This is a genomic window from Methanoregula sp., from assembly GCF_050010295.1.
GTDB lineage: Archaea > Halobacteriota > Methanomicrobia > Methanomicrobiales > Methanospirillaceae > Methanoregula.
Genome location: NZ_JBEKLH010000013.1, coordinates 20,706 through 35,883, shown reverse-complemented (window position 1 = coordinate 35,883; position 15,178 = coordinate 20,706). Strand labels below are relative to the sequence as shown.

Sequence of the window (15,178 nt, the reverse complement as noted above, 5' to 3'; positions counted from 1 at the left end):
TTTTATACTATACGGTTCCCGCTCGTTTCGCCAGCGGAAATGGCAACCCTTAATTTGCGCCACTCATCACTAATAATGGTAAATCGGGGTTTTGCATGGCCGAAGACTTTGATGTCAGACTTACCGAGAAGCACTACATGCCCGACCCGTCCTACAAGCAGAACAGCTGGGTCGGTGACTATGCAACAGCATACCAGGATTTCCTTAAAGACCCGGAACGGTTCTGGGACACGATTGCACAGGAGCTCCACTGGTTCTCCCCCTACCGCAAAGTGAAGGAGTGGAATTACCCGTACGCCCGCTGGTTCATCGACGGCAAGACCAACATCACCTACAACTGCCTCGACCGCCACATGCAGAACTCACGGCGCAACAAGGTGGCGCTCATCTGGAGAGGCGAGGACGACACCGAGCGGATCTACACCTACCGCCAGCTCTACCGCGAGGTGATGCGGGTTGCAAACGGCCTCAAAAAACTCGGGGTCGGCAAAGGCGACCGGGTCTGCATCTACATGCCGATGGTGCCGGAGCAGATCGTATCGATGCTTGCCTGCGCCCGCATCGGCGCCGTCCACAGCGTGGTCTTCGGCGGGTTCGGGGCAGCGGCGCTCAACAGCAGGATCACGGGAGCCGGAGCCAAGGTTGTCATCACAGCCGACGTCACCTTCCGGCGCGGCAAGTCCATCCCGCTCAAGCACATCATCGAGGAGGCGATCATCAACGCCGAGACCGTCGAGCACATCGTCGTTCTCCGGCGCGAGCAGCACCAGCCGGTCGAGATCCACCGCGAGATGGAGGTCGACTTCTACGACATGATCCGGGGCGCCGGGGCTGACTGCGAATCCGAGGTCATGGACGCGGAAGACCCCCTCTTCATCCTGTATACCAGCGGCTCGACCGGGGCTCCGAAAGGGATCGTCCATACGTGCGGGGGGTACATGGTCGGGACCTACTACACCACAAAGAACGTCTTCGACATCAAGGACACCGATGTCTACTGGTGTACCGCGGATCCGGGCTGGATCACCGGGCACTCTTACGTGGTCTACGGCCCGCTTTCCGTGGGTGCGACCATCATCATGACCGAAAGCACTCCCGATTTCCCCGACCCCGGGGTCTACTGGCGGATGGTCGAGGAGTTCGGGGTCACGATCCTCTACACAGCGCCGACAGCGATACGGATGTTCATGAAGCTCGGGGAGGAGTGGCCGGGTAAATACAACCTGAGCACGCTGAGGATCCTCGGATCCGTTGGCGAACCACTCAACCCCGAGGCGTTCGAGTGGTACTACCGCGTCATCGGGAAGGGCCGCTGCCCGGTCGTGGACACCTGGTGGCAGACCGAGACCGGCATGCACATGGTGACAACCCTGATCGGGGAACCGATGTACCCTGGGTTTGCGGGCAAGGCAGTCCCCGGCGTGGTTGCCGATGTCGTGGACAAAGACGGGAACTCTGTCCCGCCCGGAACCGGGGGTTTTCTCGTGATCCGGGAACCCTGGCCTTCCATGCTCAGGACAGTGTACAAGGACGACGACCGGTACAGGAAGTACTGGACAACGATCCCCGGGTGCTATGCAGTCGGCGACCTTGCGGTCAGGAACAGGGAGGGCTACATCATGGTCCTCGGTCGGGCCGACGACCTGATCGTGGTCGCGGGCCACAACATCGGGACAGCCGAAGTCGAGAGTGCACTCGTCTCCCACCAGGCTGTCGCAGAGGCTGCGGTCATCGGCAAACCGGATCCTGTGAAGGGAAATGTCATCAAGGCGTTTGTGATCCTCCGGGTCGGGCACATTCCCAGCGAACGGCTGAAAAACGAGTTGCTCTACCACGTGCGGATAACGCTCGGCCCCATTGCCATGCCCTCAGAGATCGAGTTCGTCCAGTCCCTGCCCAAGACCCGCAGCGGCAAGATCATGCGGCGGGTGCTCAAGGCCCAGGAGCTGGGCATGGACCCGGGCGACATCTCGACCCTTGAAGAATAAGGCCGGATCAAGACCCATCTTTTTAAATACTGTTTTGTGGCATTTATAAATATGAAGGTCAGACCAGAGGACTCCCTCAAGATCGAGAACATTGTCGCTTCCGCAAAGGTGACCGACTATCTGGATCTACCCGCGCTCGCATCCAAGATCAAGGACGCCGAATATAACAAGAAGCGGTTTCCGGGGGTCGTGCTCCGGATGCAGGACCCCAAGATTGCGGCTCTTGTTTTCGGGTCGGGCAAAGTGGTGCTTACCGGGGCAAAGAGCATCGACAGCCTGAGCAAGGGGCTCAACATCCTTGGCGGGCTCTTACGGAAACAGGGCATCGACATCCCCAAGAAACTGGAGTACAAGATCCAGAACATCGTCACCTCGGCCGACCTTGCCACCGCGATAAACCTGAACAAGATCGCGGTCGGCTTCAATCTCGACCGGATCGAATACGAGCCCGAACAGTTCCCGGGCCTCGTCTACCGTCTGGACAACCCGAAAGTCGTGGTGCTCCTCTTCGGGTCCGGCAAACTGATCATCACCGGTGGCAAGGAACCGGACGACGCGAAGAAAGCGGTCGTCAAGATCCTCTCAGACCTCCGCAGCCTTGGTCTCCTGTAACCATCGTCCCCGGCAGGTTTACGTCCCGGAGGTCCAATTTTATTTTTTATTTAACTGTTATGATACTGCATATATTGCCCCGGTTCATAATATATAAACAACCGGCCATTGCCTGACAATAACGGAGCCTATATATCCTCATTTAGATAAATATATACTAGGTAGTTTAAAAAATCTGGATGTGATGCATGAGAACAGAGAACGTAATGTATTTTACTGAAAAGGAAGAGGAGTTTGCAAATCTCCTCATCGAGATCGGAACGAAACGGAATGTTGCAAAGGTGCTGGTATTCCTTGCAAACACATCCGAGGCGACATCACGCGCCATCGAACGCGGGACCGACCTCCGCCAGCCGGAAGTCAGCATCGCGATGCGCTACCTGATCGAGCAGAACTGGATCTCGAGCAGGGAGAGCAAGGCGGAGAGCAAGGGGCGCCCGGTCAAGATTTACGAGCTGGCCAAACCCATCAACGAGATCATGGACAACATCGAGAAAGAGAAGAAGAAGGAAGCAAACAACCAGCTCGCCCTGGTCCAGAAGTTACGGGACTACATCCGCTGAAGTAACAATCCTGCACTTTTTTTCGCCACCGACGATCACGGTGGTCTTGTCCGCAAAGCCGGTGAAGAGTCCGCTCTCCACGACTCCCGGCACAGAAGCAAGTGCCGCTTCGAGCTCAGCGGGCCGTGCGATCTCTGCAAACGTGCAGTCAAGGATAAAATTCCCGTTGTCCGTTATGACCGGGCCGTCTTTTCTGACCCCCTCGCGGATGACCGGGCGGCACCCGAACCCCCTGAGCTGGGTCATGACCGGGCGGACAGCAAACGGGATCACTTCCACCGGTACCGGGGCACCAAGCCGGGGAACCACTTTCTGCTCGTCAACGATGACGACGAACCGGAATGCGGCAGCCGCCACGCATTTCTCCCGCGTGTGGGCGGCCCCGCGCCCCTTGATCAGGTTCAGGCCGGGGCCGACCTCGTCGGCGCCGTCAATTGCGATATCGATGACCGGGTTGTCATCGAGCGTGGTCAGCGGGATGGCATATTCACGGGCACGCATGGCGGTCTGGTAGGATGTGGGGACCCCCGATATCTTCAGCCCTTCCCGGACCCGGGACGAGAGCCGCTCGATCATGTAATACACGGTCGAACCGGTGCCAAGCCCGATCACCATGCCGTCTTCCACCATATCCGCGGCATGATAGCCGGCCGCGCTCTTTGCCGCCGTAAGGGCCCTCACTTTCTCATCCATGCAAGTGATACGTATCGGTGCGGGAATAATTAAAACTGGTGATTCCGGGCAGGGCCCGGGCGTCAGGATAAAAAGATCTTCCTGGTGTCCTCGTGGGCCCTGTGGGCCGTGCAGTCGAGGGTGACCGGGGTTATCGAGACGTTGCCTTCCCTGACGGAATGGACATCGGTCCCCTCCCCGGCGTCGGTGAAGAGGGGGCCGTTGATCCAGAAATACGGGCGGCCGCGGGGGTCGAGCCGTTTTTCCACGCCGGTGTGGAAGAGCTTCCGGGCAAGGCGGGTCACCTCGTAGCCGCCTCTCACCTTCGAAGGGATGTTCACGTTGATCACGTCCGCATCGGGAGGAAACCCGTGCGCGAGCACGCGATCGACGACGTCGCGTACGATCTTCTTTGCCGCATCGAAACTCTGGCCGTGCGTGCGGGGGTCGTCGAACTTGTCGCCCTGGTCCTCGACCTGAAGCGAGAAGGCGATGCCCTTGACCCCCTGGTTCGAGGCTTCCAGTGCCGCCCCGACCGTCCCGGATGTCATGATGGACTCGAACGAGAGGTTCTCTCCGATATTGATCCCGCTCACAACCATCGTCGGGTTGAGTTTGAGTGCATACAGCCCGATGATAACGGCATCGGTCGGCTTGCCGGCCACAGCCCACGCAGGCACCCCGTTCAGCACGACCTGGTTTGCCCGCAGCGGCTCGAAGATCGAGATCGACCTGCCGACTGCGCTCTGCTGGGTGGCCGGGGCGACGACCGTCACGTCCGCGATGGGAACGAGGGCTTCGTACGCCGCCCAGAGCCCGATCGAGCTCACGCCGTCGTCATTGGTCAGCAGGATGGAAGGTCTCATATGCATCGTCCCTTGCTTCTTCTCCACACATAAAGTCGGAGACCTGCCTCTTATTCCTTTCCGGTCTTCTCTCAAGGGAGTTCCCCCGCATTTCACCCAACGACCAGTCCCGGTCATGTACCTACTGCCGGTTGTGAAATCGGGCGGAACCTGCGATGGTTCACCGATCGGATAGGGTAATTTTCACGGACAGCGTATGTACGGGGGATGAAGGTCCTGCTCGCCGAATACACCACTGCCCATGACCCCGCCCTGGCCCGCGAGGGCAGGGCAATGCTCGATGTCCTTACCCGGAGCTTCACGCGCTGCGGCCACGAACCGGTCCTTGTCGGGAGCGGTGACTTTGCATCGGAGATCGAACGCCTCGCTCCCGGCTGCGATATGGGGCTCGTGATCGCACCGGACGGGATGCTCGCGGGGTTCACGATGCTCCTCGAGCAGCACACCCACAACCTCGGCTGCGGGTTCATGACGGCCGCTCTCTGTGCGAATAAGGTGCAGACCGGAAAAGTCCTGCGGAGCCACGGTATCCCGGTCCCCGGCGATGCGGGTACCGGGAAGCGGGTGATCAAACCGGTGAAGGGCTGCGGCTCGCAGGGTGTCAGGCTGTCGGACGGCGAACCGGGCGAAGGAGAGTTCTGCCAGGAGTACATTGACGGAGAACACTTATCGGTCAGCATCGTCTCCAACCGTGTCATCGGGGACGCCTGCCTCTACTTCACGGGAAATCCCGCGGCTGTCCTTGCGGTCAACCGGCAGCTCATCGGGATTGCCGGGGACGGGTCATTCCGGTACTGTGGCGGGGAGACGCCTGTCCACCCGGCCCGCGAAGACGAGATTACCGGCGTGGCCAGAAAGGCAGCGGAGGTGCTCGGCTGCCAGGGGTATTGCGGGATCGATGTCGTGGTCGCGGACAAGGTCTATGTCGTTGACGTGAATCCGCGGATCACGACGAGCCTCGTGGGGATTGCCGCCTGCATGGAAGAGGAGATCGCCGACCTCCTCATCTCAGCCTCGAAAGGCGAAGGGCCGGCTGGGGTCCACCTGAAGGGAAGCGTCCGGTTCGATACGCACGGGAAGGTGACGCAGCTGTGATCGGGATCGATGTCGGGGGCGCGAATCTCAAGGTTGTTGACAAAAATGGCGTCCACCTCCACTACTGCCCCCTCTGGGAGGAGGCGCCCGTCACGGACTGCCTCCTGCGCTACGTGCAGGAGCCGGCCGATCCTGCGGCTGTCGTGATGAGCGGGGAGCTTGCCGACTGTTTTGAGAACAAGGCGCAGGGGATCTCATTCATCGTGGGTGCCGTGAAGGCTGCATTTCCACGGGCGAAGTTCTATGGCACGGACTCCCGGTTCCATGAGGGGGCATCCCCTTTCCTTGCTGCTGCCAACTGGCTTGCTTCTGCGGACTATCTCAGGACACGCCACCCCGGCGCCGTACTGCTGGACATCGGGAGCACGACGGCCGATATCATCCCCCTCGGGCGGTTCCCGGAACTGCACGGCCTCACCGATCTCCTGCGGCTCCAGAAGGGATATCTCCTGTATACCGGCATGCTCCGCACGAACATCGCCACGCTCCTCCGGTCCGTGGACCTTGCGGGTGTCTGGACACCGGTCAGCACGGAATATTTCGCGACGGGCGCCGATGCCCACCTCGTCCTCGGCCATATACCCGCCGCCCTCTACAGCTGCGATACGCCTGACCGGAAGGAGAAGACCCCTGCAGCATCGCTGCGGAGGCTTGCCCGGGTGGTCTGTGCCGACCTCGATGAGATTGGTGCGGAGGGTGCGATGGAGATCGCCCGGCAGTTCTGGGACATCCAGCGGGAGCTGGTGTGCGGCCAGGTGAGAAAAGTTGCGCAGGATTCCCGTACCCGTGAGATTATTGTCGCGGGCATCGGGGCCCCGATTTTTGCCCGCGAACTGGGCGGCACCGACCTCACGCAGGAACTGGGCCCTGCCGCCGATGCCCTGCCGGCGTTTGCCGTACGGGAGATCGCGGTGAGGGACGGGATATTTTCCGGGGAGACTGCTGTTCCCGAAGGGAAGAGCAGGCTGGAGAAGAACCCGGAGGGTTCTTCGACTTGAGAGAGGGGGTCATGCTCATAACTTTGAAGAATATCAACGAATCATTCAATAAAAATGGATTTCTAGAAAGGCGATATCCCGTAAACCTCCATGCCCCGCCGCGCCTCGAAGGTCTTTGAGACCTTCTCGACCTCCTTCGTCAGTCCTCGGAGAGGCCCTGAGGCGGGGAGACCTCGCAAGGAACAATCCTACCCTATCTTACTCTTCGGCAGGTTGTTTTTATTTGGAAATTCACCTACACACTGTAAGGAAAAAAGCCTATGAACCCGTCGCCCGACCGTTCCATCACCGGACTCCCATGAAACCCTGGAAGCTGAGCCTCCTCCTGCTCGCAGGCTCCTTAGCGGTCACCGTTCTCCTCTGGTACCTGGGCCTGCCGTTCTTCTTCGTCTTCCTCTTCATCCCGCTTGCGCCCTTTTTCGGCCGCAGGAGGACGGTCAGGACTTGCCCCCTGTGCGGATGGGAAACCACAGGCAGCGAGCGCTTCTGCCCCTGGGATGCGACCCCCCTCCGGGATCCGGGCGGCGAGGGTGGAGAGGGAGAGAAGTGAGAACGGGAGCCTCATCCCGAATACGTCCGCGGTCGGGATATCCCCGAAATTCCGTCCCGCGTAATTCCGCCAGGTCGTGCGATCGACGACAATCCCCATGGCATCGATCACCCGGGCAGCCCGGCTGGGTGGCATCGTGGTCGAGAGCGTGGAAAAAATATCAACGACCGGTGACCCGATGCGGGTATCGGGATAAAACGGTTCATCGGCATAACAGAGGCTGCTGCATGTCTTGCAGGTAAATCTTTTCACGCGGACGGTAATGGTGTATTCCTGGTCGTGCTCCCTGAGCACAGCAAATTTTTTCTGTCTCGTGTCATAGCCCTGCAGCGGTCCCCCGCACTTCGGGCATCGGGACAATCCGGTGAATTCGATCCCGTCAAACGAGGAGAGGGTGGTCTGTACCAGATCTCTGACCATCGGCGGGATGCGGGGGGGTCTCATGGTGGGCACTCAGGGAACCTGACTGTTCTTTCATTTTTGCCGGCATGTAAACAGGTTTACCCGTCCGGCTTGTTATAAGAAATATAGTACATAGCTCATATACCCACCGGTATTCATCAATTTGATGTACGTTTTACGTAACATTAAATACGATCAGGTGGAACCCTGTTTGTTTGAGGACAGAACATGGATTTCAATTACGTACCAAGCACCTGCCCCTATTGCGGCAACGGCTGCGGGATCAACCTTGTCGTCAGGGACGGCATCGTTGCCGGGATCTCCCCCTGGCACCGCAACCCGGTCAACGAAGGGAAGGTCTGCATCCGCGGGAACAAGTCGTTCGAGTTTGTCAACAACCCCGCGCGTCTCACCGCTCCCCTGATCAGGAAGGACGGGAAGTTTGTCGAGGCCAGCTGGGAAGACGCGTATAAGGAGATCGCCGCCGCGTTCAAGGCCGTCAAGGGAGACGCAATCGGGGTTGTCGCCTCCGCACGGAACACCAACGAGGACTCTTTTGTCTTGAAGAACTTCGCGGCAAACGTGCTGAAGACCGCCAATATCGACTACTGCGGCCGCCGTTGCAATGCCGACGCAGTCAGGGGACTCGCTGACGCTTTCGGCGCCGGCGCAACCACCAACTCCCTCGCCGACCTGAGCGAGGCAAAGGCAATCCTTGTCGTGGGCAGCGACCCGCTTGCGGAGAACCCGCTTGCCGGCCGCAGGGTGATCATCGCCCAGCAGAACGGCGCAAAGATCATCGTCGCCGACGCCCGCACCACGGCAACGGCAAAGATCGCCGACCTTCACATCGCCTGCAACCCGGGCACCGGTGTCGCACTGGTCAACGGCATCATCAGCGCGATCGTCAAAGCCGGTAAGGAGGACAAGGACTTCATAGCCAGGAAGACGAAGGACTACGAAAAGTGCAGGGCAGCCGCAGCCTCCGCAACCCCCGACGCGGTCGCCAAGATCTGCGGTATATCCGCTGACGTCGTCACCAGGGCAGCCGAGATCTTTGCAGCAGCCCAACCCGCGGCAGTCGTCACTTCCGCAGGGGCAGGCTCGGGAGACCTCATCCGGGCAGTCGCAAACCTCCAGATGGTTACGGGCAATGTCGGCAAGGCCGGTTCCGGTGTCAACCTCCTCCGCGGCAAGAGCAATGCACAGGGAGCAGCCGATGTCGGTGCAGTCCCCGGCGAGGGCGGCCTGACCGTCCCGGCCATGATCGACGCGGCAGCAGCCGGCAAGATCAAGGCGCTCTACGTAGTCGGCGAGAACATCGCCTCCGCAGGCGCCCATGTCACCGACGCCCTCGGCAAGCTTGACTTCCTCGTTGTCCAGGACCTCTTCATGACCGAGACTGCAGCGAAGGCAAACGTTGTCCTGCCCTCTGCCTCCTTTGCAGAGCGCGATGGCACCGTCACCAACGCCGAGCGCCGTGTCCAGAGAGTGCGGAAGGCAGTCGAGCCGGTCGGGTCCTCCAGGGCAGACTGGCAGATCGTTGCCGAACTCGCCAGGGCCATGGGACACGAGAAGGAGTTCGCCTTCAAGGACGCAGAGGCGATCTTCAACGAGATTGCAAAGGCAGTCCCCGCCTATGCAGGGATCACCTACGCGAAGCTCGAGCAGCCCGAGGCCGTCCAGTGGCCGGCAGCAGGCGGGGCGTTCGGCACGGCATTCCTGTATGCCGACAAGTTCGCGACCGGGGATGGCAAGGCAGCCTTTGCCGCCGTTGACTTCAAGGCAGGCGAAGCAGTCAGCGCAGAGTTCCCGTTCATGGTCGCCGCCCAGTGGCCCATGGGCACCCTGTCCGTCAACACCGCCTCCATTGTCCGCGAATGGCCCAACCCGGCAGTCTCCATCAACAAGGAGGATGCAAAGTCCCTCGGGATCACGAGCGGCCATCCGGTCAGGGTGAGCGGCAAGGGCGGCAGCGCAGTCCTCGAGGCCAGGGTCACCGCAGATATCAAGAAGGGTGTCGTCTCCATGCCGGCAACCTTTGCGGCTGCGGCGGTCAAAGTCGAGAAAGTAACGGAGGGAGCATAACATGGCAAAGAAAGGCGACATGCTGTATGCATGGACCAATGATGCGGAGATCAAGAAGAAGGCCGAGCTCGGTGGCGCGGTCACCGCGCTCTGGAAGCACGCGCTCGAGTCCAAGGCTGTCGACGCGGTGCTCGTCATCTCCCGGGGCAAGGATCTCTACGATGCAAAGCCGACCCTTGTCAGGAATGCGGCCGATCTCGCCAAGACGGCAGGATCGCTCCACTGCGGTACCCTCCTCCTGCCAAAACTGGTGAAGAAGTACCTCGACGGCGCCGAGACCATGAAGATCGGTGTCACCGTCAAGGGCTGCGACGCGATGGCGTTCTACGAACTGGCCAAGCGCAAGCAGATCAACCTCGACAACGTCGTCATGATAGGGGTCAACTGCGGTGGCTCGGTCAGCCCGGTCCTCGCCCGGAAGATGATCGCCGACAAGTACGGCGTAGACCCGGACAAGGTCCACAAGGAAGAGATCGACAAGGGCCAGTTCATCATCGAGTACGAGGGCGGCCACAAGGGCATCTCCGTGGACGAGCTCGAAGAGCACGGCTACGGGCGGCGCAGCAACTGCCGCCGCTGCAAGATGAAAGTCCCCCGCCAGGCAGACCTCGCCTGCGGGAACTGGGGTGTCATCGGCGAGAAGGCCGGCAAGGCCACGTTCGTGGAGGTCTGCTCAGAGAAGGGTGCAAACCTCCTCTCCGGCGCAGTAAAATCCGGCGTCCTCGCAACGGAGCCGGCAAACCCGAAGGGCCTCGACATCCGCGGCAAAGTCGAGGGCGCAATGATGAAGCTCGGCGACAAGTGGCGCAAGAAAGATTTCGAGGCGCTCGGCGAGGGCAAGGACCGGCTCAAAAAGATCATGGCCGAGACCTCCCGCTGCATCAAGTGCTACTCCTGCATCTCGGCCTGCCCGATCTGCTACTGTGTCGACTGCACCACCAAGAACCCGTCCTACGTCACTCCCGGCGAAGTGCCCCCGAACTTCATGTTCCACCTCATCCGCTTCGCCCACATCGCCCCGTCCTGCGTGAACTGCGGCCAGTGCCAGGAACTCTGCCCGGCGGAGATCCCGAACGCACTCTTCATGCACGCCCAGCAGGTGGAACTCGAGAAGATGTTCGGCCATACCCCGGGTATCTCGATGGAGCTCCCGATCCTCGCATACGCAGAGGAGAAGGTGGAGCGCGAGCGGCTGCACAACACCGGCAGCGATATGATCTACGAAAACGTCTTCAACCCACTTAAAAAACACTAAATTTTTTTTTTCCTTTTCTGCTCTATAGAAAACCTGCTCGTGTTCATATTTTGTAAAATGCATGAATAGGCTATGAGGGTGACCCCCTCTCTCAAGTCGAAGAACTCTGATGAGTTCTTCTTATCCTCGAGGTCCTGTTGAACCTCTTCGGAGATCGAAGAACCTTTAGGTTCTTCTCCAGCCTGCTCTTCCCTTCGGGAACAGCAATCTCCCCGGAGGGGGAGGCAGCGAAGATGCGAAGCATCTTCTCGATTTCGTAGTCTGCTGACTACTCAATCATCCCAAGGGGTGCATCCCCTTGACCCCCGTCCATTAATCCTCCGGTTTTCTTGAGATTTTTCTGCCGATCTTCTGAGAGACTATCGCGTCATGGGGACCTATCCGATGCGATAGTGCGGTATTACCTGTTCTGATGCCATCCCAATGCGCCCCGTCCCCCTTGGGGGACTGGTGGCGCAAGAGGGGGTAATCATGATACCCGAAAATGGATTTCCAAAGACAAAAAATATGAGATTATCACTGCATCGGCGACCGATTATTGATAATCACTTTATTTTTTACCAGGATCCATCGTGCCTGGAACCGGTCCCTATTTTCAGTTCCTTCTCCGGCCTGATCCTTCCAGCAGTTCCCTGAACTCCGCCAGCTTCAGTCCCGGTCCGCGCCTCATCGGGCGGACGTTGGACCCTTCCATCTCCCCGAGTGCGAATGCGAACCGCGCTTTTATGCTGGGCGGTAACTCGTTCTCGTCGATCGGCTCAAAACCGAATTCCTGGTAAAAAGGGACGAGCCCGAGGACCGCGTGCATGTAGAGAAGATCATGGTGGCAGGCCTCGACAAGGGCGGCGACCGCGGCCTTCGCGTACCCGTGCCCCCTCCGGTCTTCCGGTGTGAAGACCCCGTCGACCTCGTACCCGTCCGGGTGGCGCCGGCAGCGGGCGACGCTGACAAGGGCATTGCCGGAGAAGACCCCGAATACCCGGTCGATCGACGGGTCACCTTTCGTCTGGTGGTAGTCCTCCCAGAGTTTTTCGGCGAGCCCAAACTCGTCGCTTCCCAGTTCCCGTGCACCTGCCTCACCCGTCATACTATCCTGAACGCTCCTGCGGGGATATGGATCTCAAACCGCGCACCGCTGCCCGGTACCCCGGTCTCCGTGATGCTGATCCCTGTCACCCCGAGGATCTCCCGGTCGATGAAGAGGCCGAGGCCCGGGTGCTTCTCCGACCCGTACTCGAAGATCGCTTCCTTGTCGGTGTCCGGGATGCCGGGGCCGTTGTCCTCGACAACCAGGTCCAGCCCGTCCCCCGCAAGCCGGTAGGTCACGACAATGTCCGTTGCACCCTTCCCGTGCCTCACCGCGTTGTCGAGGAGGTTGGAAAAGACGTTCTTCAGCAGCCGGTCGGCGTAGATCTCCAGCCGTTCGGTCCAGACCCTGAGCGAGACAGTCCCGGGGTCTGACCGGGAAGCCTCGTTCAGGATGACCTCCCGGACATGGTGCCAGACCGGCTCTTCCGCTCCAAGGTCCTGGTAGTATTTCGTCAACTCGAGGCGCCGCCGGATATACCGCACCGGCTCCCACAGCCTGCCTGCGAGGTCCCGGGCCTCGGGGCTCTGGCATCGCTCTTTTCCTGATTTTAGCATCTCCGACAGCCGCCCGGTCACGCCCAGCAGGTCGTTCCTTGTGACGCCCGAGAGGAGGTTGAGCTCCCGGTTGGCCTGCCGGAACGCGTCTTCGGTGCGTTTCCGGTCCGTGATGTCGACAAGGGTCACGATGAATTCCGAGTCCGATACCGCGCCGGCCGAGAGGATGCCCTCGACATGCGCCCCGTCCTTCCTGACCAGCCGGGCCTCATGGGAATACCGGGCCCCGTCCTTCCGGATCCCGCTGATGAACTCCTCCAGGTTACCGGGGTCGTCCCAGAACGTCCGGAAGGGTTCTCCCGCCATCTCCGCGGCACGGGTGCCGAGGATCTCCGCCCCCCGGAAATTGGCGTCCTCGATGATCGGGACGGGGCCGTCGAGCCGGACGAGGAAGGAGCCGGCCTCGGAGTGATCGAACAGCCCGCGGTACCGCTCTTCCTGTTCCTTCAGGTTCAGGGAGAGGTACGCCACTACCCAGCCGATGGCGACAAGGACCACGAACCGTGCTGCCGCCGGGATGATCCCGCCCGCTGCCGGGGGCGGGACCAGGCAGACCATGACAACATAGACAAGGCCGATGCAGGAGGCGAACAGAACCCCCCTCCGCGGGAAGCGGTACGATGCGATGATGATGGGGAAATACAGGAGGTGGGGGGCGACGATGGTGACCTGGTAGAGCAGCCCGAAAAGGTTACCGGTCAGGCTTACTGCCGTGGCAAGGGCCAGGAGAAGAAGCCACGCCCGGTCGTCCCGGAATATCCGTTCCAGTCTCCTTTGCAGTTCCATCGTGATCCCGCTGGTTCGGATCTATGAAAATGCTGCTATTTAAAACCCCGGGGTCGCACACTCCCGGAAAACTGCGATCATTTCCACCCGAAAAGGGGGAGCAGGGGCTTCAGGGGGTCGTAATTCCCGCCCAGCGCCGAGAGCAGGAACGACTGCGAAAATTCCCGCCCCTCGTTATTCTCAAACCGGATCACCACTTTCAGTTCCGTCATCATTCCTCCGAGCGGGTGTCTGTGGGACTCATCTGCCCCGAGGGACGGGAGCTCGAACTCCTTATCCGCTGGCACGAGCGTGACGTGGATCCGGTGCGCAGCTGCGCTTCCCACGTTGGTAAGGATGAGTGTTTTTGCGTCCTCGCTGAGTGCCGCAGTAAGATCCGGAAGAGATGTGGAATCCTGCATGATCAGCAGGGACATCAGGACGGTGATGAAGATCACGAAGACGAAGCCGGCAAGATAGATATTGATAAAAAAGAAGACGATGGTGAGGATGGGCCCCAGAACAAGGACGGCCCGCGTAGTTCTGTCCATAGAGACTCTTCTCCGCGTGACTTTTTTTGTTTAACGGTTTGTTCTCCCTGCCACCTTACAGGTGGTGGAGGCTGCGGAGTTGTGACACAAGCTCAGAGGTATGACGGGACGGGTCCCCGCTCTCTTTCCTGCAGGGGGATCCCTGCAATGCCCGGAAAATATGCCGTACTGCCTCGCCGTGGGACGGGCCGTACCCCCCCTCCAGTACCAGGGCAAGCGGCTGCGAGGTTGCATCGAGCAGCAGGGCGGTAAGATGCCCGAGGTCTTCCGGCACAAGGTTCATCCCCCCGACCGGGTCGTCCGAGAGGGTATCCTGGCCGGCAGAGACCATCACCAGATCCGGCTTCATCCGTTCCAGCAATGGCAGGAAGACTTCAGAAAAGACGCAGGAATAATCAGCACCGCCCGAGCCCGACAGGAGGGGGGCATTCACCGAAAAACCCTTTCCGGCACCGGTGCCGGTCTCTCCGGGCGCCCCGGTATGCGGGAAGAGACCGGACTGGTGGACCGAGCAGTAGAGGACGCGGTCGCTGCCAGAGAAAATATCCTGCGTCCCGTTGCCGTGGTGGACGTCCCAGTCGATGATGGCGACGCGGTCGACCAGGGTTAAGGCTTTTGCAGCGGCGATCGCAACATTGTTCATGAGGCAGAACCCCATTGCCCAGGCCGCGGCAGCATGGTGGCCGGGAGGACGGACGAGGGCAAAACAGCTCGTCCCGTCGAGCGCATGCTCCATCGCGGCGACCGCGGATCCCGCCGCATAGGTCGCCACATCGTAGGAGTGAGGGTTGATATAGGTATTCTGGTCGATGAACCCGGTGATGAAAGTGTTCTGTTCGAGATATCCCCCGGAGTACACGGTGTCCCGGACATAATCGTAATCCGTATGCTGCAGGCACTGGCCCCTCAGCCATGCAAGGTATCCCGGATCGTGGACGCGTTCGATCTCCCCGCAGGCTGCGGCTACGGGATCTTCCAGCGGCACGCTCTCCGGCAGGCGACGGAGGATGGAGAGGAGGCGGTCATGGCTCTCGATGTGACCCTCACGGTTGTGCTGTTCAAAGACCGGGCCGCTGATCGCTGAACACTTCATTGATCTTATCAGGGGGATTATCCTGTATATATCCTC

14 protein-coding genes are annotated in these 15,178 nt (G+C 60.1%); 7 read left to right on the top strand and 7 right to left on the bottom strand.

The features are described 5' to 3' along the window. Positions 1-95: 95 nt before the first annotated feature. From acs to mreA, 3 genes are all read left to right on the top strand, one after another. Positions 96-1,988 (top strand): acetate--CoA ligase, encoded by a 1,893-nt coding sequence (gene acs, locus ABSB80_RS12655; protein ID WP_428370991.1) that lies wholly within the window; start codon positions 96-98, stop codon positions 1,986-1,988. 51 nt (positions 1,989-2,039) lie between these two features. Next, positions 2,040-2,600 (top strand): TATA-box-binding protein, encoded by a 561-nt coding sequence (locus ABSB80_RS12650; RefSeq protein WP_428370990.1) that lies wholly within the window; start codon positions 2,040-2,042, stop codon positions 2,598-2,600. A gap of 188 nt (positions 2,601-2,788) precedes the next feature. Continuing rightward, complete coding sequence (gene mreA, locus ABSB80_RS12645) at positions 2,789-3,163, top strand: MreA family transcriptional regulator (RefSeq protein ID WP_428370989.1); 375 nt, start codon at positions 2,789-2,791, stop codon at positions 3,161-3,163. Here the strand turns inward: mreA and rpiA are convergent. Together rpiA and surE are read right to left on the bottom strand one after the other, a co-directional pair. Further along, positions 3,143-3,856 carry a ribose-5-phosphate isomerase RpiA gene (gene rpiA, locus ABSB80_RS12640; protein WP_428370988.1) on the bottom strand — a complete coding sequence of 238 codons (714 nt, stop codon included), beginning with the start codon at positions 3,854-3,856 and terminating at the stop codon, positions 3,143-3,145. The genes mreA and rpiA overlap by 21 nt on opposite strands. A 62-nt stretch (positions 3,857-3,918) precedes the next feature. After that, positions 3,919-4,701, bottom strand: a complete 783-nt coding sequence (gene surE, locus ABSB80_RS12635) for a 5'/3'-nucleotidase SurE (RefSeq protein ID WP_428370987.1) — start codon at positions 4,699-4,701, stop codon at positions 3,919-3,921. A gap of 207 nt (positions 4,702-4,908) precedes the next feature. Between surE and ABSB80_RS12630 the strand changes: the two genes are divergently transcribed. Together ABSB80_RS12630 and ABSB80_RS12625 are read left to right on the top strand one after the other, a co-directional pair. Next, positions 4,909-5,796 (top strand): ATP-grasp domain-containing protein, encoded by an 888-nt coding sequence (locus ABSB80_RS12630; RefSeq protein ID WP_428370986.1) that lies wholly within the window; start codon positions 4,909-4,911, stop codon positions 5,794-5,796. After that, positions 5,793-6,794 (top strand): hydantoinase/oxoprolinase family protein, encoded by a 1,002-nt coding sequence (locus ABSB80_RS12625; protein ID WP_428370985.1) that lies wholly within the window; start codon positions 5,793-5,795, stop codon positions 6,792-6,794. The genes ABSB80_RS12630 and ABSB80_RS12625 overlap by 4 nt, the downstream gene beginning before the upstream one ends. Positions 6,795-7,134: 340 nt before the next feature. Here the strand turns inward: ABSB80_RS12625 and ABSB80_RS12620 are convergent, their stop codons facing one another. Further along, positions 7,135-7,788, bottom strand: coding sequence for a hypothetical protein (locus tag ABSB80_RS12620; protein ID WP_428370984.1), 654 nt, complete (start codon positions 7,786-7,788; stop codon positions 7,135-7,137). A 186-nt stretch (positions 7,789-7,974) separates the two neighbouring features. Here ABSB80_RS12620 and ABSB80_RS12615 point away from each other — a divergent pair, with 186 nt between their 5' ends. Further along, a complete protein-coding gene (locus tag ABSB80_RS12615) occupies positions 7,975-9,834 on the top strand; it encodes a molybdopterin oxidoreductase family protein (RefSeq protein WP_428370983.1) in 1,860 nt (619 codons plus the stop codon). A gap of 1 nt (position 9,835) precedes the next feature. Beyond that, positions 9,836-11,089 (top strand): Coenzyme F420 hydrogenase/dehydrogenase, beta subunit C-terminal domain, encoded by a 1,254-nt coding sequence (locus ABSB80_RS12610; RefSeq protein ID WP_428370982.1) that lies wholly within the window; start codon positions 9,836-9,838, stop codon positions 11,087-11,089. Between the two features lie 595 nt (positions 11,090-11,684). Here ABSB80_RS12610 and ABSB80_RS12605 read toward each other — a convergent pair. The 4 genes from ABSB80_RS12605 to ABSB80_RS12590 all read right to left on the bottom strand — a co-directional run bounded on the left by ABSB80_RS12605 (position 11,685) and on the right by ABSB80_RS12590 (position 15,142). Next, positions 11,685-12,176 (bottom strand): GNAT family N-acetyltransferase, encoded by a 492-nt coding sequence (locus tag ABSB80_RS12605; RefSeq protein WP_428370981.1) that lies wholly within the window; start codon positions 12,174-12,176, stop codon positions 11,685-11,687. Continuing rightward, entirely contained in the window at positions 12,173-13,519 is a 1,347-nt protein-coding gene (locus ABSB80_RS12600; protein ID WP_428370980.1) for an ATP-binding protein, read from the bottom strand. Before ABSB80_RS12600 ends, ABSB80_RS12605 begins: the two co-directional genes overlap by 4 nt. 77 nt (positions 13,520-13,596) lie before the next feature. After that, entirely contained in the window at positions 13,597-14,049 is a 453-nt protein-coding gene (locus ABSB80_RS12595; protein WP_428370979.1) for a hypothetical protein, read from the bottom strand. 55 nt (positions 14,050-14,104) lie between these two features. Further along, positions 14,105-15,142 (bottom strand): histone deacetylase family protein, encoded by a 1,038-nt coding sequence (locus tag ABSB80_RS12590; protein WP_428370978.1) that lies wholly within the window; start codon positions 15,140-15,142, stop codon positions 14,105-14,107. Positions 15,143-15,178 lie beyond the last annotated feature (36 nt).